The 21873-nt window shown below is 63.4% G+C and carries 16 protein-coding genes; 9 read left to right on the plus strand and 7 right to left on the minus strand.

The genetic code is table 11. The features are described from left to right. Window positions 1–33: 33 nt before the first annotated feature. Both BM338_RS09585 and pilV read right to left on the minus strand, forming a co-directional pair. A complete protein-coding gene (locus BM338_RS09585) occupies window positions 34–1413 on the minus strand; it encodes a PilW family protein (protein WP_090450660.1) in 1380 nt (459 codons plus the stop codon). Continuing rightward, the gene (pilV, locus tag BM338_RS09590) at window positions 1413–2018 is read right to left on the minus strand and encodes a type IV pilus modification protein PilV (protein ID WP_177229289.1); all 606 of its coding nucleotides are present in this window, start codon (window positions 2016–2018) and stop codon (window positions 1413–1415) included. The genes BM338_RS09585 and pilV overlap by 1 nt, the downstream gene beginning before the upstream one ends. Before the next feature lie 279 nt (window positions 2019–2297). On the opposite strand from pilV, the gene rapA reads away from it, so the two are divergent. Next, window positions 2298–5138: an RNA polymerase-associated protein RapA gene (gene rapA, locus BM338_RS09595; protein ID WP_090450662.1), complete on the plus strand. Its 2841-nt coding sequence runs from the start codon at window positions 2298–2300 to the stop codon at window positions 5136–5138. Between the two features lie 436 nt (window positions 5139–5574). Here the strand turns inward: rapA and BM338_RS09600 are convergent, their stop codons facing one another. Beyond that, window positions 5575–6942 (minus strand): amino acid permease, encoded by a 1368-nt coding sequence (locus BM338_RS09600; RefSeq protein ID WP_090450663.1) that lies wholly within the window; start codon window positions 6940–6942, stop codon window positions 5575–5577. A gap of 26 nt (window positions 6943–6968) precedes the next feature. Further along, complete coding sequence (locus BM338_RS09605; protein WP_090450664.1) at window positions 6969–7583, minus strand: rhomboid family intramembrane serine protease; 615 nt, start codon at window positions 7581–7583, stop codon at window positions 6969–6971. 686 nt (window positions 7584–8269) lie between these two features. Between BM338_RS09605 and BM338_RS09610 the strand changes: the two genes are divergently transcribed. From BM338_RS09610 to BM338_RS09625, 4 genes are all read left to right on the plus strand, one after another. Next, a complete protein-coding gene (locus BM338_RS09610; protein WP_090451231.1) occupies window positions 8270–10855 on the plus strand; it encodes a TonB-dependent receptor plug domain-containing protein in 2586 nt (861 codons plus the stop codon). Window positions 10856–10908: 53 nt separating this feature from the next. Beyond that, window positions 10909–13674, plus strand: coding sequence for a TonB-dependent receptor plug domain-containing protein (locus BM338_RS09615; protein ID WP_090450665.1), 2766 nt, complete (start codon window positions 10909–10911; stop codon window positions 13672–13674). Between the two features lie 114 nt (window positions 13675–13788). Then, a complete protein-coding gene (locus BM338_RS09620; RefSeq protein ID WP_090450666.1) occupies window positions 13789–15444 on the plus strand; it encodes a M28 family peptidase in 1656 nt (551 codons plus the stop codon). A gap of 104 nt (window positions 15445–15548) precedes the next feature. Then, the gene (locus BM338_RS09625; RefSeq protein ID WP_090450667.1) at window positions 15549–16202 is read left to right on the plus strand and encodes a Rossmann-fold NAD(P)-binding domain-containing protein; all 654 of its coding nucleotides are present in this window, start codon (window positions 15549–15551) and stop codon (window positions 16200–16202) included. 75 nt (window positions 16203–16277) lie between these two features. On the opposite strand, the gene BM338_RS09630 is transcribed toward BM338_RS09625, so the two are convergent. The 3 genes from BM338_RS09630 to BM338_RS09640 form a co-directional block, all read right to left on the minus strand. Continuing rightward, window positions 16278–16940 (minus strand): C40 family peptidase, encoded by a 663-nt coding sequence (locus BM338_RS09630; RefSeq protein WP_090450668.1) that lies wholly within the window; start codon window positions 16938–16940, stop codon window positions 16278–16280. Between the two features lie 228 nt (window positions 16941–17168). Next, window positions 17169–17888, minus strand: coding sequence for a YggS family pyridoxal phosphate-dependent enzyme (locus BM338_RS09635; RefSeq protein WP_090450669.1), 720 nt, complete (start codon window positions 17886–17888; stop codon window positions 17169–17171). Window positions 17889–18061: 173 nt separating this feature from the next. Then, window positions 18062–19486, minus strand: coding sequence for a M20 family metallopeptidase (locus tag BM338_RS09640; protein ID WP_090450670.1), 1425 nt, complete (start codon window positions 19484–19486; stop codon window positions 18062–18064). 213 nt (window positions 19487–19699) lie between these two features. Between BM338_RS09640 and BM338_RS09645 the strand changes: the two genes are divergently transcribed. The 4 genes from BM338_RS09645 to BM338_RS09660 all read left to right on the plus strand — a co-directional run bounded on the left by BM338_RS09645 (window position 19700) and on the right by BM338_RS09660 (window position 21744). After that, window positions 19700–20038 carry a ComEA family DNA-binding protein gene (locus tag BM338_RS09645; RefSeq protein WP_090450671.1) on the plus strand — a complete coding sequence of 113 codons (339 nt, stop codon included), beginning with the start codon at window positions 19700–19702 and terminating at the stop codon, window positions 20036–20038. A 104-nt stretch (window positions 20039–20142) separates the two neighbouring features. Beyond that, on the plus strand, window positions 20143–20619 hold the full coding sequence (locus BM338_RS09650; protein WP_090450672.1) for an SET domain-containing protein-lysine N-methyltransferase: 477 nt from the start codon (window positions 20143–20145) through the stop codon (window positions 20617–20619). A 7-nt stretch (window positions 20620–20626) separates the two neighbouring features. After that, the gene (locus BM338_RS09655) at window positions 20627–21166 is read left to right on the plus strand and encodes a GNAT family N-acetyltransferase (RefSeq protein ID WP_090450673.1); all 540 of its coding nucleotides are present in this window, start codon (window positions 20627–20629) and stop codon (window positions 21164–21166) included. Further along, window positions 21163–21744 (plus strand): HutD/Ves family protein, encoded by a 582-nt coding sequence (locus BM338_RS09660; protein ID WP_090450674.1) that lies wholly within the window; start codon window positions 21163–21165, stop codon window positions 21742–21744. Before BM338_RS09655 ends, BM338_RS09660 begins: the two co-directional genes overlap by 4 nt. Window positions 21745–21873: the final 129 nt, after the last annotated feature.

Genomic DNA, 21873 nt, shown 5'->3' on the forward strand with positions numbered 1-21873 from the left:
GACTCGCTTGACGCATGTGCATGGGCACACGCGTCACGGATTGAAATTGCGTACGGAAACCACTGCGGTAAATTCGCGGCGGATCATTGGATCAACAAAGCCCTGGTCGCTCGGTTTAATGGTGTGGGCCGATGGAGCGACTGGGGTAGTCTTGCCGTCGATGCCGTAGGTATAAGCCAGCTCGTTCGCGGTCAGCGTGTACAGCGGCACCTGGCCGTCGATAACAAGGTTCAGCTCAATGCTGGAAACCGCGCGCCAAAGGCAGCCCGCTGACGTAATCGCATTGAGCTCGCCCGGGGGACACGTGATGCCGGTCGCGCTGTCTACAGCGTCGGCCGTCAGATAACGGATCCGGCCGTTGATGTCCTGGACGCCGTAGCGAAAATCCAGCCGCTCGACGCCCCGTACCAACTCGTCTTCGGAGCCCCCCGGATTGGGGGTAGTACCGTCCTTCTTAAACGCGCCGCCATTGACGCGGCGCATGAGCGCTCCGGTTTTTTGGCCGTTACCGTTGTCAACGACTTTTACGTAATAGGTAACTGTCTGGTAGTCGCGATTGAAATCGAACAGCTTGGGTGCCGACAAAGGCTGCTGCGGAGATGGCGGATCGAAGTTGTTCGCACTGTCCGGAGTCAGGGTGGCCGTGCCGCTCTTGGTCACCGCGAAGATCTGCGCATTCGAGCAGTCGGCCAGCATGGCCATGTCGCCCGAGGCGAAATCGCTCGCAGGCGGCTCGCCAACCGAACTGGCCGGCGCGAGCGTGATACTGGTGATGACGGCACCGGTGGATGCGGCGGTGGCGATCGACGTACCACCATTACCGATAGCCCAGCCCCGTGAGGAGTTCACGTAACGCACCGTGATCACATCGGTGCCTTTCACGCGATCATTCACATTGGTGCTCATCGGCGGGATGCCGCTGACCGTGCTGTGCGGGTCGTCCGGAGTACACGCAGTGGCGCTGCACTCATAACCACGCATGGAGAGGAATGAAGGAAACGAATAGTCCGCGGTAGGTACGCTGGGATAGGTATTGCTCCCGCTTGTGGCGCCCCAGCCGGTGGTCACATCGGCTATCGCCGGTATCACATTTTTGGCATAGACCTTAGGCGTACGGAGGCCATCCAGATACACCTGCGAAGCCGCAGCTGGCCTGGCTACGCCACCGGAATTGGTGCAGTACTGCCCGTTGGCCATGCTCAGATCCTGCTTGAGCCGGGTCACCGCGAAACGCCCTTCCTCCTGCAGGCGCGCCAGCTGAGTCTGCGCGCGATTGCTACTGGAGGTCGACATGAAAATGGTGATGACGCCAGCCGCCACAATGAGGCCAAGCACCATCGCCACCATCAGCTCGATGAGTGTCAGGCCGGATTGGCGGTGACAGCGATCTGCGAATGCATGCTTGCAAGTCATCACGGCTGGAATTTCCAATCAAAGGTTTGCTGTTGGACGTCAGCGGGCACCGTGCCGTCGGCGTTCTTTCTTCCCATGGCTTGCTGTTCATCCCACTGAATGCGCATGGAGCAATCGCCGCCGTATGGCGGGCGCATACCGACCTGCCCCGGAGCGGCAGGAACAGCAGCGGTGGCTCCTGATGCTGGTGTACCTAAGGTCCAGCCAGCCGGCGTAAAGCCCGCTTTGCTCGCATCACAACTGATGCTGGCTTTTACGTTCGGCAAAAAGGTTTTGAGCTGGCTACTCCACGCACGCTGGTCCGAGGCAGCCAATGCATCCGGTGTGCAACCCGAACTGCAATCATTATTGGCCGCCGTACTGGCGCTGACCGGATAGCTGGTGGAGTCGTAATTGCCGCTCCACACACCTACCGGATTCGCACTCATGCGATCGGCCATGGTGCTGGCCAGGAAGGTGACCTGGGTGCGCTGATAAGCGGCGTGGTTGGAACGGGTGGCCATGACCATCAGGCCGGCCAGACCGATCAGGCCGATGCTGAAGATCAAGACAGCCATCAGCACTTCGATCAGCGAAACACCTCGCTGACGCGACAAACGTTGCATGCGGATTCTCCCCGTTACCCTGTCCATACTCTCCGGCGACCGCGAGGTACCTACTAGTCCAAAGCCGACAAGTGGTGGGAATCTGCCGACAAGCGGCGTCGCTGAAAATCAGAAATTGCGCGCCATCGCAGCAGGAACGAGAACCCCGTCGCAGACCTTGCCAGCAGCCATTCCGGCTTCAAGCCGTTCGCTGCTCCTCGTGAAATCCGCCCTTCCCTAGGCATTGACGCCCACTGAGCGGATAATTGCCGACCCACTTCACAGACAAACGGCGGCACGATGTTCGTACCAGGCCAACGATGGATCTCCACCGCCGAACCCGAACTGGGCCTCGGCACCGTGCTGCGGGTGGAGGGTCGGGGGGTGCAGGTACTGTTCGCCAAGGCCGGTGTGCTGCGCCCTTATGCGATGGACTCGGCGCCGCTGGTGCGCGCCGAATTCCGCGCCGGGCAACGGGTAGCGGGCAAGGGCCTCGCCTTTCTGGTTGAGCGGGTAGAGATTAAGGACGATCTACTGATCTACCGCGGCGAGGGCCGCGAGCTGCACGAAGGGCAGCTGGACGATGAGCAGAGCGTTAGCCAGGCCGATGACCGCCTGGTCGGCGGGCGTACCGATCCGGTGGCGCAGTTCGATCTCCGTATTGAGGGCCTGCAGCGCCGTGCCGACGCGCGCCGTTCGCCGGCCTGGGGTCTGGGTGCCGCCCGTATCGGTCTGGTACCGCATCAGTTGCGCGTGGCGGGTATCGCTTCCGCGCGCCGCCCGCCACGCGTGCTGCTGGCGGATGAGGTGGGTCTGGGCAAGACCATCGAGGCCGGCATGATCCTTGCCCGCCAGCTCGCCACCGGCCGCGCGCAACGCGCGCTGGTGCTGCTCCCGGATACCTTGGTGTATCAGTGGTTCGTGGAGCTGCTGCGCCGCTTCAACCTCAGCTTTGCCATCTACGACGAAGAGCGCTGCGAGGCGCTGGAGCAATCCGGCGACGGGCGCAATCCGTTCGAAGACGAACAATTGGTGATCGCCGATTTCGGCTTCCTCGAGCAACATCCCAAGCGCGCCGAGCAACTGCTGCAGGCCCCGTGGGACTTGCTGGTGGTGGACGAAGCGCATCACCTAGCCTGGACACAGGAGGCAGCCAGCCCGCGCTACACGCTGGTCGAAGGGCTCGCCGCCGTGACGCCTGGCGTGATCCTGCTCACCGCGACACCGGAGCAGCTGGGTCGCAGCGGCCATTTCGCCCGCCTGCGCCTGCTCGATCCGCAGCGCTACCACGACCTCAATACCTACTTGGCCGAGTCGGACACCTTCCAGAACCTGTCGAAGATCGCCGACCGCCTGCTCGATGGCAAGCCGCTGGAGGAAAGCCAGCTCGCGACGCTGCACGTTGCTTTTGCCGGCGATGAATCGCTGCAGGCGCGACTGGCCGACACCACCAAGCCTGACAACGCGCGCGAGCTGATCGCCGCGCTGATCGATCGCCACGGCACCGGCCGTGCGATGTTCCGCAACCGTCGCGCCGGCATCGGTGGCTTTCCCAAGCGTTTGCCAGTGTGGCATGTGCTGGATGCAGGCGTACTCAGCGACGATGGTCGCCAGGCGCTGCTTGCGGAGTTCCATGCCGATATCCAACAGCCCGCGCCGGCGCTGGAGCTCGACTACAACGCCGACCCGCGCCTCGACGCCCTGGTGACCCTGCTCGACGCACATCCGCAGGACAAGTTCCTTCTGATCTGCCGTAGCCAGGCCAAGGTGCTGGCGCTAGAAGAAGCGCTGCGCACCAAGAGCGGCGTCGGCCTGGCGCGTTTCCACGAAGGCCTCGGCATCGTGCAGCGCGACCGCAACGCCGCCTATTTCGCGCAGCCCGATGGCGCGCGCCTGCTGCTGTGCTCCGAGATCGGCTCCGAAGGCCGCAACTTCCAGTTCGCCCATCGCCTGGTGTTGTGGGATCTGCCGCTCGACCCGGATCTGCTCGAACAGCGTATCGGCCGCCTCGACCGCATCGGTCAGAAGCACGACATCAGCATCCATATCCTGGCCGTTGCCGACAGCGCACAGCATGTACTCGCACGCTGGTACGACGAAGGCGTGGACGCATTCCGCATCAGCCCGGCCGACGGCCGCGAACTGCTGCGCCGCTATGGCGAACCGCTCGCACGCCTCGCCGATCAGCACGCGCGCGGCGACGACAACCGCGATCAGGAACTCGACGTACTGCTGGCCGAAACCCGCGCCAGCCACGAGGAAATGGCCGAGCTGATCCGTGCCGGCCGCGATCACCTGCTCGAACTCGCCGCCAGCCGTGATCTGCACGCCGACGAATTGCAGCAAGCGTTCGCTCGCGAAGAGAACGACCTTGGCCGCGACACCTTCGTGCAGCGTGTGTTGGAACAGTTCGGCATCCACGCCGAGGAACTCGGCGGCAAAGTGTTGCTGCTCGACCCACAATACCTCTCCACCGACGCCCTGCCTGGCTTCGCCGAAGGCCCCGTCGCCGTGACCTTCGCGCGCGACACAGCACTCGCCCGCGAAGACTTGCCGCTGCTGCGCATGGATCACCCCATGGTTGCCGGCGCACTCGACCTTGCGCTGTCGGGTGAACAAGGCAACGCCGCCTTCATGGTCGACGACGCCCTGCCGCCACGCACCGCCCTGCTGCAATCGGTCTATGTGCTCGAGTGCGTGGCCGACCGCAAGCTCGACGCGGAACGCTTCCTGCCCTCCTTGCCCATCGTCGTCACCATCGACACCAAACTCGCCGAACGCGCCGACTTCCAGCCCAGCGACATCGCCCTGCGCAAAGCCGCCGACCGCAATATCGAAGTCGCCCGCTACCGCAAATTCCTCGCCAAGCTCGTGCCGCCGATGCTCGAAAAAGCCGAAGCCGCCGCTGCTCTACGCGCCCAGACCCACATCGCCGACGCCATCGCCCACGCGACCGACACCCTAGACGCCGACCTCTCGCGCTTGCTCGCCCTGCGCGCGGTAAACCCATCCATCAGCGATGCGGAAATCACCGCCGTGACCGACGAACGCACCGCGCTGCTTGCAGCGTTGCCGCAATCGCGGCTGCGACTGGATGCGGTGCGATTTGTGGTGAGCGCGGATTTCCTCGCGCTGCGCTAAAGCAAAAAATTCCACTGCGTAGCAACGTTATCCCGAGCACCCACCCCTCACCCCAACCCTCTCCCCGGAGGGGGGAGGGAGATGTTGCGTTTCGTCGAGAGATAGCCGAAGGGCCGGAAGAAAAGTATCCCGACGCCTGACCCTGGAAAAGGCACAGCTACAGAGCGCACCACCTGCTCTTAGGCCATTTCTCTTTGGTTACTTTCTCTTTGGGCCAGCAAAGAGAAAGTGACCCGGACCGCGGCAGCGGTTCGGAAGCCCGCGGCAGGCGAGCCAGGGCACGCAGGCGCCAAAACCAAGCGACAACGCCACAGGATGACCAGCTTCGCTGTTGTGAAGCGCCTCCGGCCTGCGCCGGAATGACGAGTAGGAAGAAACGGCGCAAGGGCCGAACCTTCACCCCAGCCCTTTCCCGAAAGGAGAGGGAGACAAAGACTCACACCGGCGCTACATCCGCCCCCACCAAACTCATCCGCTTTCCCACCCCAAACACCCGATACCCCAAACTCAACACCACCACCCACATCACACCCACATACAACGCAACCCGCGTATCCGCCCCATACCCCAGCATAAACACCACAAACGCCAGGAACAGCAGACACACCACACTACTCAACGGCCACACACGCAACGGAAACGCCGTCGCCGCATACTTCCGCCGGAAGCTGTAATGCGCGATCAACACCATCGCCCAGGTCCACACCGTATTGAACGCGAGGATCGACATCATCATCGCGAAGATGCGCTCCGGCACCAGGTAATTCAGCAACACCCCAAAGATCAGGCAGGCCAGGGTCACCAGCACGCCGCGCACCGGCACGCCATTCGCACTCACCTTACTCAGCATCGCCGGTGCCTGTCCCTTGGTGGAAAGGCTGTACAGCATGCGGCTGCCGCTGAAAGTCGTGCTGTTGAAACCGGACAGCGCGGCAGTGATCACCACGAAGTTGATCACGCCCGCCGCCTGCGAAATGCCCAGCTTGGCGAAAGTGCTCACGAACGGGCTGCCCTGCGTGCCCAGCTGATTCCACGGGTAGATCGCCATGATCACGAACAGCGCGCCGACGTAAAAAATCAGGATGCGCCACAACACCGAGTTCACCGCGCGCGGAATGGTGCGCTCCGGCTGAGAAGCTTCACCCGCCGCCATGCCGATGGTCTCGATACCGCCGAAGGCGAATACCACCACCGGCAGCGCCAGCACCATGCCGGTCACTCCATGGGGAAACCAGCCGCCGTGCTGCCACAGATTGCCCAGCCCCACCGGCTGGCCGCTGTTGCCCCAGCCCAGCCAGATCATGCCGGCGCCGCCGAGGATCATCAGCACCACGGTCACCACTTTGATCATGGTGAACCAGAATTCCATCTCGCCGTAGACCTTCACCGCCATCAGGTTCAGCGCTCCGATCATGGCGACGCTGCCGAACACCCAGATCCATTGCGGCAGGTCGGGAAACCATTGCTTCATGTAGATGCCCACGGCCGTGCTTTCGGCCATGCCGACGCCCACCATCAGGATCCAGTAGTTCCAGCCGGTGAGATAACCGGCGAACGGCCCGAGGTAACGGTGCGCATAGGTACTGAAGGAACCCGCCACCGGGTCATGCACCGCCATCTCGCCCAGCGCGCGCATGATGATGAAGATCATCACGCCACCGAACAGGTAAGCGAACAGCACCGACGGTCCAGCCATGTTGATCGCGTTGGCCGAACCGAGGAACAGACCGGCGCCGATCGCCATGCCCAGTGCCATGAAGGTGATATGGCGCGGCGTAAGCCGGCGCTGAAGGTGCTGGGACATGCGAGGGACCGCTGGGAGGAAAGTGATCAGCGCAACAGACGGCGCTGCGGCTTGATGGGAAATTTGCCGCGCCAGTATTGGATCAACACGAAGCCGCCCAACATGCCGCCGAGATGCGCGAAGTGAGCGATGCCGGGCATCCAGCCGGTCACGCCGGAGGTGAGCTCCAGCAGCGCATAGCCCGTCACGAACAGCCAGGCCGGTATCGCGATCGGAATCGGAAAGACGATCAGCTTCTCGCGCGGGTACATCATGCCGAAGGCCAGCAGCAGGCCGAAGATCGCGCCGGAGGCGCCCACCGTCGGCGTCTCGAAATCCATCAGGAAGTAGCGCAGCACGATCAGCTGCAGCAGCGAGGCGGTGATCAGGCAGACGAAGTAGTAGATGGTGAAGTTGCGCGCGCCAAACAGGCGCTCGATCTGTCCGCCGAACATGTACAAGGCGAACATGTTGAACAGGATGTGCGGCCAGCCGCCATGCATGAAGCCGTTGGTGACCACCTGCCACGGTTCGAAGTAACCGCTGCCCAGCGGCCAAAGCGCGAACAGCACCTCCAGTGAAGGCATCACCAGCTGCAGCAGGAAGACGACAACGTTGGCAATCAACAGGTTACGGGTAACCGGGGGAAGGTCGAATGGCATGGCGGATTCCGGGCAATCTGGGCAAGGGTAGCTGTTGGCGACCCGGCCTGCCATGCATGCCCGAACCCGGCTCGGACACCCTGCGACAATTCGACGCATGACGCCGTAGGAACCTTCGCAAAGCCCGCCAGGATGCAATCTATCCGGCCGCCCCCACGGCCGAACGCAACGAACGGCATAACGAATGGTTGACATCATTCGCGATGAATGGAACAAATAGACATCCATACCGCCAATTCATTACGCGGTATCTGTCCACGCAGGAACACACCACGTCGTGATCATCCAGGGTTTCAGCACTGTCATGAGCAACATGCATCGCTTCAAGGCGATGTGTTGTTGCTGTTGTTGACCGTCGCCTGAGAAACCCATGCGGACCGCTCCGGTCCGCGATCGACGAGCCAGGCCCTCTCTCGCGGGCCCGCGCACACTGGATATCACGATGCTTTCCCTGCCCTCCCTCCATTCGCATAGCCGCCACGTCCACGCCGTCAACGGCGTGGACTGCTGTTGTCGCTGTCGAATGTGTCGCATCGGCTGACCCCGCAGCCTTAGGCGTTACCCCGCGCCGCCTCTGACGCCGTCCCCACGGTGTTTCCCCAAGCAGCTCCCCCGCTGCATCCCCTGCGCTTTCCCACCCTGGCGTCTTTGCCGGGAGGGACGCGTCTACCGGAATGCCCATCGTCATGTTCAAGCCAAGCCTGCTCCCGCTCGCCATCGCCACCGTGCTGGCGGCCTCCGCACTTCACGCCGAAGACGCCGACAAGAAACCGACCCAGCTCGAGGCGGTCACCGTCACCGGCTCCAACATCAAGACCACCGACACCGAAGGTCCCAGCCCGGTGCAGGTGATCAGCGCCGACCAGATCAAAGTCAGTGGCAAGACCACCCTACCCGATGTGCTGCGCTCGATCTCCGCCAATAGCGGCAACAGCGTCAACGAACAGCTCACCGGCAGCTTCTCCGCCGGCACCGCGGGCATTTCGCTGCGCGGCCTGGGTCAGAAGAACACGCTGGTGCTGGTGGATGGTAAGCGGGTGGCGAACTACGCCACCGCCTATGAATTGCAGGACACCTTTGTCGATCTCAACGCACTGCCGCTCGCCGCCGTGGAGCGCATCGAGGTGTTGAAGGACGGCGCTTCCGCAGTGTACGGCTCCGATGCCATCGCTGGTGTGGTCAACATCATCCTCAAGCAGAACTACCAGGGCGCCGAAGCTGGCGTGAGCATCGGCGGCAGCACCGAAGGTACGGGCCAAACCTCCAATAACTTCCACCTGCTGCTCGGCCATGGCGATGTGAAGAAGGACGGCTACAACGTGTTCTTTGCGCTCGACGGCACGCGCAGCAGTCAGTTGAATCAGGACGATGTGCGCTGGCTGCGCGACAACGATTTCCGCGACATGCCGGGCGGCCGCCTGAACTGGGTGCCGACCAACTACTACAACAATGATCCCAACCAGGGTTTCGCTAACGCTGTCGGCCCGGTGCGTAAAGTGCCCTACGGTGCGATCACGCCTGGCAAGTCCGGCGACACCTGGGCCTACAACCCGGCGCAATACACCTCGCTGATTCCGGGCGTGGAGCGCTATCACGCGGTGCTGCGCGCCACGGTGAAACTCACCGACAACTTCGACGCCTACGGCGAAGCGATCTACAGCCGCAGCCACGCCGCCTTTGTGTTCAGTGCGCCGCTGGCCATCGGCAGCGGCCTGCGTGCGTGGGACAACGCCAACCAGAAACTGGTCAATATCGACACCACGCTGCCCGTGGGCAATCCGGCCAATCCCCACGGCGTGCCCGCACCGGTAAACACCAACCTGTGGGACGTGGGTCAGCGCAACAAGCGCGACCGCACCATCTTCACCCGCTTCCTCGGCGGCGTGAAAGGACACACGGGCGGCTGGGATTGGGATGTTTCGGCGGAGCATTCGGAAAGCAGTCTGAAGGAGTACGTGACCAACTTCGGCAACCGCTATGCATTCCAGTCCCTGCTCGCCAGCGGAGGCTACGACTTCGCGGCGAACGGCAATCCGGCGGCGGCCACCGATGCATTGCGACTCGCTACGACGCGTCCAGCGGTATCGCGGCTGACGGCGGTGAACGCTACCACCAGCACACAGCTATTCGATCTTCCGGCGGGCGCGGTGGGTTTCGCGGCGGGCTATGAGTTCCGCAACGAATCGATCAACTCACGCACCTCCGAAGCGGTACTGTCCGGCAGCGAACTGCGCCCGGCCATCGACATCATCCGCGGCTCGCGCGATGTGCACGCCGGCTATGCCGAGTTCAATGTGCCGATTCTCAGCACGCTGGAAGCCGGCATTGCGGGACGGCTGGATCACTACAGCGATTTCGGCAATGCCTTTGCGCCGAAATTCAGCCTGCGCTACCAGCCGCTGGACTGGCTGCTGTTGCGCGGCTCGTACTCGCGCGGCTTCCGCGCGCCATCGCTGCCGGAAATCACCCACAGCACCGCCGTGAGCTACAGCACCGTAGTCGATCCGTACGATCCGATCACGCCCGGCCAGCGACGCGGCTACACCGATGTGTTCGCCGCCAATCCCAAGCTGCGACCGGAACGTTCGGAGAACTACAACGCGGGATTCGTGATTTCGCCCAGCGCCGATACCAGCGTAGGCATCGACTACTACCACATCGTGCAGCACGGCATCATCGGGCCTGATGACGATGCCACACTGGTACTGCGCAAGGACCCGCGCGTTCAGCGCGATGCGCAGGGACGCATCAGCATCATCACCAATCAGTACAAGAACCAGCAGAGCCTGACCACCGACGGCGTCGATATCGATGTCCGCCAGGCACTGCACACTTCGCGCTACGGCGACTTCATCCTCAACGGCAGCTGGACGCGCTTGCTCAAGTACAGCCAGCCGCTGGTGGCGGGCGACGCGCCGATCAACGGCGCAGGCACCAACATTTTCGGCTCATTGCCGAAATGGCGCGGCACCACCGGCCTGACCTGGACTCTGGGCGACTTTGCAAGCACGCTGACCTGGTATTACGTGGGTGGCTACAAGCAGAACCCGGAGAACCGCCTGAGTGCGGCCTATCCGGAGCGGGTGAAAAACTGGAGCACCTTTGATCTGTCGGTGGCCTATACCGGTATCGCGCACACCACGCTCACGCTAGCGATACAGAACCTGCAGAACCGGCGCCCGCCATGGGATCCGTCCCACACCTACTACGACATCACCCAGGCTGATCCCCGCGGCCGCTACGCCTATGTCGGCGTGAACTACACCTTCTGATCCACCGGCACGGATCGCGAGACCCGCCCGCCACCCCACACCGGAACTCATCCATGGAACATCGATCCGCATCGCGCGGCGGCACCCTGCTGCGCACATCACTCTGGCTCGGCCTGTTCGCCACGCTCGGAAGTCACGCCGCCGACACCAAGAACAGCAAGACGCTGGAACAGGTCACCGTCACCGGCTCGCGCATTCCGCGTGTCGACGTCGAAGGCCCGACACCGGTCATCACCATCAGTGCATCGGATATCGAGGCACGTGGTTTTCGCAGCATGTACGACGCGCTCAATGCGCTCACGCAGAACACTGGCATGACCCAGGGCGAAGACTTCGGCAACACCTTCACGCCTGCCGCCAACACCATCAATCTGCGCGGACTCGGCCCCAATCACACGCTAGTGCTGGTCAACGGTCGCCGCGTCGCAGACTACCCGGTGGCTTACGACGGCTCGGTGAATTTCGTGAACCTGGCCAACATCCCCGCCGTGATGATCGACCGCATTGAAGTACTGACCGGCGGTGCATCGGCGGTGTATGGCTCGGACGCCATCGCCGGCGTGGTCAATGTGATCCTCAAGAAGAAGGCCAAGGGCGTGGACGTGGATCTGCGCGTTGGCAGCACACAAGGCGGTGGCGGCTCCAACCAGCGCCTGCAGATTGGCGGCGGACATAGCTGGGGCAAGCTGGATGCGGTGTTCGGCGTAGAGCTTACGCATCGCGAGCCCATCTGGGGCACGGACCGGAGCTTTATGGATTCGCTCGCGCGCGATCCCAGCCTCAACGGCCGGTCCACGCAACCAACCGCTGTGTTCTATCGGCGCGACATGAACACGGGCAAGTACATCGACCCGGGTGCATCGACCTGCGATGGGCTGAGCAATCTTTATAGCGGCACTGTGCGCCGCGCCTACAACCCGCGCCTCGGCTATTACTGCGGCAGCGACCGCGCACCACCGACGTTCTGGACGGTGCAGACGCAGCAGCGCAATGTCAACGCTTACACCGGCCTGCACTACAAGCTCAACGATGACACCGAACTGTTCGGTGATTTCATGCTGGGCGTGGACAAGATCCGCAATACCACGCGCGCACCGAGCTGGACGTCGCTGGCGGCGAGCAACAGCTATTTCATCAACGGCACCACCGGCAACCCGGAGCGCTGGTACCGGCGGTTGTCACCGGAGGAAATCGGCGGCCGTACGCAGGCCGGTACGCGCTTCTTCGAACGCTCGTGGAACGCCACCGTCGGCGCGCGCGGCACGATCGGCGATGGCTGGCAGTACGAGGCCGCGTATAACCGCTCCGAGTACGACAACACCACCACGCGACGCGCCTTCCTCAGCGGTCTGGACGAATATTTCCTCGGGCCACGCACCGGCACCGCCAACGGCGTGGCCGTCTATACGCCCGACGCGACCCGACTCTATCAGCCGCTCAATCCAGCCAGCTGGGACCAGTTGACCGACACTTATGCCAGTCACAACAGTGCATGGGTGCAGACGCTGAGCCTGAGCGCCAATCACAGCGATCTGTTTGCGTTGCCGGGGGGCTCGGCGGGATTCGCCGGTGTGATCGAGGCCGGCAGCCAGGGCTATCGCAACACGCCGGATGCGCGTCTGGCGCAAGGGGTGTTCTGGAACAACAGCGGCAGCCTGCCTTCCAGCGGCAAGCGTGATCGCTACGCCATCGGCGCCGAGCTGAGTCTGCCCTTGCAGAACAAGTTGATTGCCACCCTGGCCGGACGCTACGACAGCTACAGCTACGCAGGGCGCCGCGACCACAAGGCCACCTGGAGCGCGGGCCTGGAATATCGTCCGATCGACTCGCTGCTGTTGCGCGGCAACTATGCCACCAGCTTCCGCGCGCCGGACATGAACTACATCTTCGCCAGCGCCACCAACGGCTACATCCCGGGGCTGACTGACTACTGCCGCTGCCGTGTGGCCGGCCAAGCCTTTGGCAACTGCGACTTCGCCAATCAGAGCATCAACTACACCAGCTATGGCAGCAACAAACTGAAGGCAGAGAATGGCCGCTCCTATAGTTACGGCGTGGTTTGGTCGCCGAGCCAGCAGCTGGATGTTTCGGTGGACTACTACAACGTGCGCATCGACAACGAGGTGACCAACCTCAGCGCCGATGGTGTGCTGCGCGACGAAGCCGATTGCCGCCTTGGTCGGACGCAGGCGGGACAAGCCGTGGACATCACTTCACCGCAATGCCAGGCCACGCTTGCACGGGTACAACGCAATGCGGCAAACGCGGTCGATCCGCTCACCGCCACGCGCATCTACGTCAACCCGATCAACGCGGCCACCGAACGCACCAGCGGCATCGATGCCAGCGGCAATCTGCGCTGGGACATGCAACGGGCCGGCGATTTCGCGCTGCGCCTGAATTACACGCTGGTGCTTACCCACGAGTACCAGCAATTCCCGGGTGGTGTGGTGCTGAACCTGCGCGACGGTGCTGGCCAGAGCGATTCGGGCAGCACCTTCGAGTGGCGCAGCAAGATCAACGGCAGCCTGAGCTGGCACTACCGCGACGTCACCACCACGCTGTATGGCATCCGCTACGGCAGCCTGATGAATGCCGACCAGAGTGGACGCATCGCGCCCTACTTCCGCTACAACGCTAGCGTGGCATGGCGCATCAATGACCGCGCCAGTGTGTCGCTGATCGTCAACAACCTTCTGGATAAGGCGCCGCCGCGCGACCGTACCGGCAGTGGCTGGCCGTTCTATCCGGTCGGCAACTACGACCCGTATGGGCGCCAATGGTGGATCGAAGCGAGCTATCACTTCGGCGCACATTGAATCCCTACGCAGGCGCATGTCTTCGCCGGCTGACACCGCAGAAACTTGCGCGTTTCCAGCCGGCGAAGACGCGGTTACATTCCGCCTCCAGCCCAGCTGTAGCGGGAATGCGGAATGCGCCGGTTTTTGTCGATCATCGTCATGTGTGTCGTGCTGGCCGCGTGCCAGCACCACCAGGCCAATTCGCGCGACGGCGACAACTCCGCATCCGCTCATTTCTCGCCCGGCATCATGCCGGCCGATCTGGCCGCCCATATCAAGGTGCTGACCTCGCCCGGCTATCGCGATCGCTCGCCCGGCAGCGAAGGCGAACGCCGCACCGTGACGTATCTGATCGAGCAGTTCCAGCGTATCGGCCTGCAACCCGCCAATAGCGGCAACTGGGTCCAGTACGTGCCGTATGTCGCCAGTACCGTGCAGCACCCGCAGCAGGTAAAGCTCGCCATCGCCGGCGGCAAGGCGCTGCTCGAGTTCGCGTTCGGCGACGAGATGGTGGTGAACTCGCCCGCCAACCAGGAACACGCCGCCCTCCACGATTCGCCCATTGTCTTCGTCGGCTACGGCGTCGATGCGCCCGAGCAGCAGTGGAACGATTACGCCGGTGTCGACCTCAAGGGCAAGACGGTGGTGGTGCTGTCCAACGATCCCGGCTGGGGTAGCCAGGACCCGCAGCTGTTCAAGGGCCGCACGCCGACCAACTACGGCCGCTGGACCTACAAGGTCGAGCAGGCCGCATTGCATGGTGCGGCTGCGGCCTTCGTGGTGCACGACGCAGCCGCTTCGGGCTATGCCTGGCACAAGGTAAAGGACCGCTGGGGCGGCGCCTGGTACAACCCTCCGGGCCGGGCCGGGCAGTCGCCCAGCCTTCCCATCGCCGGGTGGCTGACAACTGAAGCCGCACGCAAGCTGTTCGCCAGTGCCGGGGCGGATTTCGATGCGCTGGCTAAGGCCGCGTATCAGCGTGGCTTCAAACCGGTAGCGCTCGACGCCACCGCCAGCGTCGCCATCAACAGCAGCGTGGTGCACGGCCAGTCGCAGAACGTGATCGCCAAGATGCCGGGAAGCAAACACGACGACGAGGCGGTGATCTACTCGACGCACTGGGATCAACCGGAGGAGCAGGACAGCCAGGCTGTGCATAGCCTGGTCGACAGCGCCGCCGGCCTCGCCGGGCTGCTCGAAATGGCGGAGGCGTTCGCGCACCGCGCACCCAAGCCGCATCGCAGCGTGCTGTTCCTGGCGCTGACCATGGAGGAGTCGGGCCTGCTCGGCTCGCACTACTACGTCGAACATCCTGTGGTGGCGCTGGATCGCACTGTCGCCGACATCAATATGGATGCCTTGCCGGAACTCGGGCCCAGCCACGATGTAGCAGTGGTGGGCTATGGGCAATCGCAACTGGACGACTATCTTGCCGACGCAGTACGCGCGCAGCACCGCAACGTGACGCCGGACGATGCCGAGATCCAGGGCCTGTTCTACCGCTCCGACCAACTCAGCTTTGCGAGCCACGGCGTGCCGGTGCTGTATGCGCGTTCGGGCTTGAACCTGGTGACTGGCGGCCTCGCGTTGGGTCGCAAGCGCTTTGGCGAATACCTCGGCCTTAGCGACAACCCGCCAGCGTCCGCCAGCGATCCACAGTGGGACTTGCGCGGCGTGGCGGAAGACCTGCGCGCACTGTTCATGGTCGGCGGCAAGTTGTCGATGGAGACGCCCTATCCACAGTGGAAGCCGGAGGCGAATTTCCAGCGGCCGGCGAGCATGCGTTAGCCGCGACACTTCCACTGCTTTAATTTCATGCTGAGCAAGCCGTCACGCGCATCCAAGGCGCAGCGTGGCAGGCTGATCCTGCGCCTTCCTCGCTGCCGACCTTCATGACCGACACGCCGCGTAACGTCCTGCTCGCCGGAGCCACCGGCCTTACCGGCGGCTTTGTGTTGCGCGAAGTACTCGCCGATCCGGCGGTCGCGCGCGTTCTCGCGCCGACACGCCGGCCCTTGCCCGCGCACCCGCGGCTGGACAATCCGGTAGGCATGCTGCATCGCCTGCTGCCGCAACTGCAGGCGCCGATAGAGGTGGCCATCTGCTGCCTGGGCACCACCATCCGCCACGCCGGTTCGCGCGAGGCATTCCGCATGGCCGATTACGACCTGCCACTGGCGGTGGGACAGAAGGCGCGCAAGCTCGGCGCGCGGCATTACCTGGTGATCAGTTCGCTCGGTGCGAATGCGTCATCGCGCGCCTTCTACAACCAGGTCAAGGGCGAACTGGAGTTGTCGCTCGGCAAACAGGGCTGGCCGCAATTGACCATCGTGCGTCCTTCGCTGCTGCTGGGGCCGCGCAAGGAATTCCGCCTGGCTGAAAGACTGGCCGCGCCGTTCGCCACACTCTTACCCGGCCGCTGGCGCGGTATCCAGGCAGAAACGGTCGCCCGCGCGCTGTGGCGGCTCGCTTGCACGCCGGGCGAAGGCATACGCGTCGTCGAGTCGGATGAGTTGCGCCAGGTCGGCGACGCACCGAAAGGCTAATGCGTCCTGGCAAACCGCGCGCATAAAAAAGGCCGCCCTTGGGCGGCCTTGGACTGCGGAAAAACGAAGAAGGACTCAGCCGTTCTGTGCGATCGCCTCGGGGCGCTTGGCGCCTGCGAAACGCTTGGCCCAGTAGGCCTCTTGCAGGCTGTCCACGCGCACGGTCTTGCCGTGCGAGGGCGAATGGATGAACTGGCCGTTGGCGATGTAAATGCCAACGTGCGAAATGCGACCGCCACCCTTACGACCGCCGGCTGTACGGAAGAACACCAAGTCACCCGGCTGCATGTCCGCACGGCTGACCTTGAGGCCGGCCAGGAACTGCGAAGCGGAGTTGGTCGGCAGTTCGAGACCCACAGCGTGGGCGAACACGTAGCGGACGAAACCGCTGCAATCGAAACCGGTGGAAGGATCATGGCCGCCGCGCACATAACGGATGTTGCGCAGTTTCATGGCCAGGCTGATCAGGTTGCTGCGAAAGTCGCCGTTGTCATCGGCCTCGGCATCGTCGGCAGCGATCGACTTGTTGCTGATGGCCGCCAGACTGGCTGGCATGGCCGACTGTGACAGCACCTGGGCGGGCGCGAAGATCGACAGTTGGTTCAACAGCGGAGGGGTAATCGTGGCGACTGCCGGGGAAGCGTGCGTCGATTCCGTGGTGGGGCTGGCGAACAGCGGGCCGGAAGCGAGAGCGGCGGCAGCCAACACGGTAAGAGCGGTCAATCGCTTGATTGGCATGCGGGAGGAATCCCCTTTGCTGTTCACAGGATTGGCCGTCTGCATTGCTGACGACCGTGACGAAGGTGTGAACTTAGCAAAGCGATGTAGATCGTATGTTCGATTGAGGTTAACTGAACCCCATCGTTCTAAAAATTTTCTCGACTCACATCCATTTGATTTAAAAGGGAACTAACCAAAAAACCGGCCGCACCTCACAGAAATTCCGGGCGCTTCCTAACGTTAACGCTAGGCATCCGTCCTAACGGAGCGCCGGCCAAAGATGGCCGTGCCTATGCGCACCTCGGTCGCCCCTTCCGCTATGGCGAGCGGGAAATCGCCGCTCATACCCATGGAAAGACGAGACAGATCGTGGCCCCGGCCCACCGCTTCGTCGCGCAATTCGCGCAAGCGGCGGAAACAAGCGCGCACCTGCGCGGGATCGTCGGACTGGACAGCTAGAGTCATCAAACCACGGACGCGCAGGGTGGCAAAGCCGCGCAGCTGTTCGAGAAAAGCTGGCAGCTGCTCGGGCGCCAGGCCGCTTTTGCTTTCTTCGCTGGAGGTCTTCACCTGCACCAGCACATCGATCGCCCGCCCCTCCGACTGCAAGCGGCGATCCAGCGCTTCGGCCAGCTCCAGCCGGTCGAGCGACTGCACTTCGCTGGCGAGCCGCGCGACGTCCTTGGCCTTGTTGGTCTGCAAGTGACCGATCACCACCCACTCAATGCCGCAATCGGCCAGCGGCCCCGCTTTGTCGCGAATCTCCTGCGCCTTGTTCTCACCGAAGCGATGCAGACCGAGCGCCACCGCATCACGAATGACGTCGGCGCTGAAGGTCTTGCTGACGGGAAGGATGGAGACCTCGGAGGGATCGCGGCCAGCCGCCCGACACGCATCGTCGACGCGACAACGAACGTCGGACCAGTTGTCGGCGAGATAGGCGTGGTCGCTGGAAGATGGCGTCATGAAACAAGAACCGACCGAATTGGAGAAACCTTCCCCCTCCCCTGCGTGTAGCAGGGGAGGGTCGGGGTGGGGTCAAGCCCCACAAGCCGTGTAACGTCTTCGCAAGGGCTCATCCCCTCCCAACACGGGACTGGCTTCGAATCGCAAGCAGGAGGAGGAGGAGGAGCGAGGCATCAAGCCTTGCCGGCCTGCTCGAAGTGGCGTGCCACCACTTCCGCTACCACCATGCTCACCTTCTTGCCGGTGGGGATGTGCAGAAATTCGTTCGGACCGTGTGCATTGGAATGTGGGCCAAGCACACCGGTGATGAGGAACTGTGCCTTGGGGAATTTTTCGCCCAGCATGCCCATGAAGGGAATGCTGCCGCCCTCGCCCATGTACGCCGCCGGTGCGCCGAAATAATTCTGCGAGGCCTCGGCCACTACTTGCTCCAGCCACGGCGACAGCTGCGGCGCATTCCAGCCGCTGCCGTCCTTCTCCAGCTTGAAGGTGACCTTGGCGCCGTACGGCGGATCCTTCTCCAGCAACTGCTTGACGAACTGGCCGGCCTTGCCGCCACTAAGGGTCGGCGGCACGCGCAGACTGAGCTTCACCGCGGTCTTCGGACGCAGTACGTTGCCGGCGCTTTCCAGCGGCGGCAGACCATCCGCACCGGTCACCGCGAGCTGCGGACGCCAGGTGCGGTTGAGCACCAACTCGGTCAGATCGGTGGTCACCGGCTTCATGCCTTCGACGAACGGGAACTTGTCGTATACCGCCGTGCCGAGTACTTCAGCCGACTTCTTGGCCTGCTCGATACGCTGCGGCGGAATCTCGACGTACAGCTCTTTCGGCTTGATCGTGCCGGTTTCCGGATCTTCCAGGCGCGACAGCAGATCGCGAAGAATGCGGAAGCTTGAAGGCACTACGCCCGAGGCATCGCCCGAGTGCACGCCCTCTTCCAGCACCTGCACGCTCAGCTCACCACCGGTCATGCCGCGCAGCGACGTGGTCAGCCACAGCTGGTCGTAGTTGCCACAACCGGAGTCCAGGCACACCACCAGGGACGGGTTGCCGATGCGGTCGGCCAGATGGTCGACGTAATACGGCAGGTCGTAGCTGCCCGACTCTTCGCAGGCTTCGATCAGCACCACACAGCGCGCGTGCGGGATGCCCTGTTCGTGCAGCGCCAGCAACGCGGCCAGCGAACCGAAGATCGCGTAACCGTCATCGGCGCCACCGCGGCCGTAGAGCTTGTCGCCCTTCAGCACCGGCGTCCACGGACCGAGGCCTTCAGCCCAGCCGGTCATCTCCGGCTGTTTGTCGAGATGGCCGTAAAGCACCACGGTGTCGTCGCTCTGGCCGGGCACTTCGATGTAGATCAGCGGCGTGCGGCCTTCGAGGCGCACCACTTCCAGGGTCGCGCCCGGCAGCGAGGAAAGCTTGGAACGCGCCCAGGTTCCCATCAGCTTCACTGCGGCATCCATGTAGCCGTGCTCCACCCACTTCGGATCGAACATCGGCGACTTGTTGGGAATACGGATGTACTCCACCAGCTGAGGCACGATCTCGTCATCCCACAGTCCGCTGACAAATTTGGAAAGACGGGCGGTATCCATGGGCGACTCCTGTAGATCGGGAAAGCGGCGATTGTATCAGTGCGATCCATGGTGCCTGGCTCAGGCCCACAGCCGCGTAGGGCGCGGCGCACAGATAGAAAGGCACACGACGCACTCGAAAGCCGCGGCCGCGCCGGCTTTCGGCGGCCGATCCAGCGGGCAAGGTGATGCGACGGCGCGCAGACGCCGTCCTTCCAACCTCAGGAGACCACCATGCTTCGCAAACTCGCTGCCTTCGCCCTTGCCCTGGCTTTCACCCTTCCACTGCAGGCTGCCACCCCGGTCAACGTCAATAACGCAGATGCGACCACCATCGCCAAAGCGCTGGACGGCATCGGCCCGGCCAAGGCGGCCGCCATCGTCGCCTGGCGCGACGAGCACGGACCGTTCAAAAGCGTGGACGAGGTAGGCCAGATCAAGGGCGTCGGCACCTCCCTACTGGAGCGCAACCGCGCCGCCATCCTGCTCTCAGGCGGCGATACCGCAGCCGACACTCCCGCCAAGGCAAAGAAGGCTAAAGCCAAGAAAAAGCCTGCCGAAACCGAGGAGTAAGCTGGTCCGAACAGCTTTGTCTCCGCAACCGGCATGGCCCTGGCGGGCGGTGCCGGTTGCGCTACACTCGCCCGCCATATTCCTTGCCCCTGGCCCCAGCCGTAATGATCCTTCCGCGTTACCGCATTGCCGCCTCAACGATTGGCGGCGCTGGCAAGGGGTTGTTTTTGGAGGAAAACGTGGCCGCCGGGCGCATCGTTACCGCGCCAGACGCCATTGACCGCACCTGGCGCTACGCGGAGCTCACCGGCTCGCCGGAGCTGAGTTCCCAGCTCTACGCCAGCGCCCGCTGGTTCGAGGACCGCTACACGGTGTCCCCGGACTGGCCCGACGAGTGCTTTATCAACCATAGCTTCGACCCCACCGGCCTGTGGCACCTGGGCTTTGTATTCGCCCTGCGCGAGCTGTCTGCCGGCACCGAAATCACCGTGGATTACCGCCACCTGCTGCCGCCCGGCCAGGAAGAGGACTTTATCGACACGGCCACTGGTGAGAAAATCATTGGCTTGCCGTGGGCCGAGAGCCTCGCCCTGAGTACCCGCGCCCTATCCAGTCTGTTGGGTGGCTTGCCCGCCCTTTGATGCCGTGATGTTCGATATCCCGACCCTCGAAACCGCACGCCTGCGCCTTACCGCGCTTTCCGCCCGCCACTTCGACGACTACGCCGCGATGCTGGCCGACCCCACCAGCACCCGTTGGGTGGGCGATGGCGAACCGCTCGATCGCGGCCACGCCTGGCGTTCCCTCGCGATGCTGCTTGGCCATTGGCAGTTGCGTGGCTACGGCATGTGGGCGCTGGAGCGGAAAGACACCGGAGAATTCATCGGCCGCGTCGGCCTGATGAATCCGGAAGGCTGGCCGGGCATCGAACTCGGCTGGATGCTCAAGTCGGAGTCGCGCCATCACGGCTACGCCACCGAAGCCTGCGCCGCGGTACTCGACTACGCGTGGAACCAGCTACATGCACAGCGCGTGATCAGTCTGGTGCGCGTCGGCAATGAAGCCTCCGACCGCCTGGCCGAGCGCCTCGGCGGCGAACATATCGAAGACATGGATTTCTGCGGCAGCTACAACCACGTGTTCGCTTACTACCCGCCCTATCGCGAGTCGCGCCGAGCCTACGCATGAGCACGTTCCGCCGCGTGCCCGCCGAGGCGCTGCGCGCGGAGCCCTGGGCCAACGGCGGCGGCACCACCACGGTGCTGGACAGTGGCCCTGCAACGACGGACTGGCAGTGGCGCCTGAGCATCGCGCAGCTTGATCGCGATGCCGACTTCTCCGCACTTCCCGGTGTGCGTCGCCAGTTCGCTACGCTGGATGCACCGCTGACTTTACATTTTCCGGACGGTACGGATCGGCCGCTGCTGCGGCTTGGCATCGCCCGTTTTGACGGTGAAGCAGCACCACGCGCCGAGCTGACCAACGGCCCCACGCGCGCCTTCAACCTGATGCTTCGTGACGACATCGAAGGCGAACTGGTGGTTCGTCCATTGACGGGAGCCATGTTGCTGCCGGCTTCTTCCCAGTCGCACTGGTTCGTGCACATGCTCGCGGGACAGGCCCAGATACACGCAGGCCCTGAAGCAACGAGCGTCGCCCAGGGCGACTCGATATGGATCGATACCCAAACGAGCGAACGTCTGCGTATCGATGGCGGCGGCGAAATCGTGCTTGTGCGTTTGGACGTCCATCCTGCGGAAGGATGACTGCTTCTGTAGGAGCGCACCCTGTGCGCGAAACGGCCCGACAGGGCCGAGCTCTTCAGTCAGTAAGCAGTGGCATTCAAAAGCGGCCCTGCTATCGCAGGGCTTTCATTCGGGCGGCTAACGCCGTGC

The sequence above is a fragment of the Dyella sp. OK004 genome (assembly GCF_900114495.1).
Lineage (GTDB): Bacteria > Pseudomonadota > Gammaproteobacteria > Xanthomonadales > Rhodanobacteraceae > Dyella_D.

Excerpts from the sequence above, each read along its gene's own strand:
- BM338_RS09645 (WP_090450671.1), top strand. The coding sequence starts at position 19,700 with ATGCTTCGCAAACTCGCTGCCTTCGCCCTTGCCCTGGCTTTCACCCTT.
- BM338_RS09630 (WP_090450668.1), bottom strand. The coding sequence starts at position 16,940 with ATGCCAATCAAGCGATTGACCGCTCTTACCGTGTTGGCTGCCGCCGCT.
- BM338_RS09655 (WP_090450673.1), top strand. The coding sequence starts at position 20,627 with ATGTTCGATATCCCGACCCTCGAAACCGCACGCCTGCGCCTTACCGCG.
- BM338_RS09610 (WP_090451231.1), top strand. The coding sequence starts at position 8,270 with ATGTTCAAGCCAAGCCTGCTCCCGCTCGCCATCGCCACCGTGCTGGCG.
- BM338_RS09635 (WP_090450669.1), bottom strand. The coding sequence starts at position 17,888 with ATGACGCCATCTTCCAGCGACCACGCCTATCTCGCCGACAACTGGTCC.
- pilV (WP_177229289.1), bottom strand. The coding sequence starts at position 2,018 with ATGCAACGTTTGTCGCGTCAGCGAGGTGTTTCGCTGATCGAAGTGCTG.
- BM338_RS09585 (WP_090450660.1), bottom strand. The coding sequence starts at position 1,413 with ATGACTTGCAAGCATGCATTCGCAGATCGCTGTCACCGCCAATCCGGC.
- BM338_RS09620 (WP_090450666.1), top strand. The coding sequence starts at position 13,789 with ATGCGCCGGTTTTTGTCGATCATCGTCATGTGTGTCGTGCTGGCCGCG.
- rapA (WP_090450662.1), top strand. The coding sequence starts at position 2,298 with ATGTTCGTACCAGGCCAACGATGGATCTCCACCGCCGAACCCGAACTG.
- BM338_RS09640 (WP_090450670.1), bottom strand. The coding sequence starts at position 19,486 with ATGGATACCGCCCGTCTTTCCAAATTTGTCAGCGGACTGTGGGATGAC.
- BM338_RS09650 (WP_090450672.1), top strand. The coding sequence starts at position 20,143 with ATGATCCTTCCGCGTTACCGCATTGCCGCCTCAACGATTGGCGGCGCT.
- BM338_RS09600 (WP_090450663.1), bottom strand. The coding sequence starts at position 6,942 with ATGTCCCAGCACCTTCAGCGCCGGCTTACGCCGCGCCATATCACCTTC.
- BM338_RS09605 (WP_090450664.1), bottom strand. The coding sequence starts at position 7,583 with ATGCCATTCGACCTTCCCCCGGTTACCCGTAACCTGTTGATTGCCAAC.
- BM338_RS09615 (WP_090450665.1), top strand. The coding sequence starts at position 10,909 with ATGGAACATCGATCCGCATCGCGCGGCGGCACCCTGCTGCGCACATCA.
- BM338_RS09625 (WP_090450667.1), top strand. The coding sequence starts at position 15,549 with ATGACCGACACGCCGCGTAACGTCCTGCTCGCCGGAGCCACCGGCCTT.
- BM338_RS09660 (WP_090450674.1), top strand. The coding sequence starts at position 21,163 with ATGAGCACGTTCCGCCGCGTGCCCGCCGAGGCGCTGCGCGCGGAGCCC.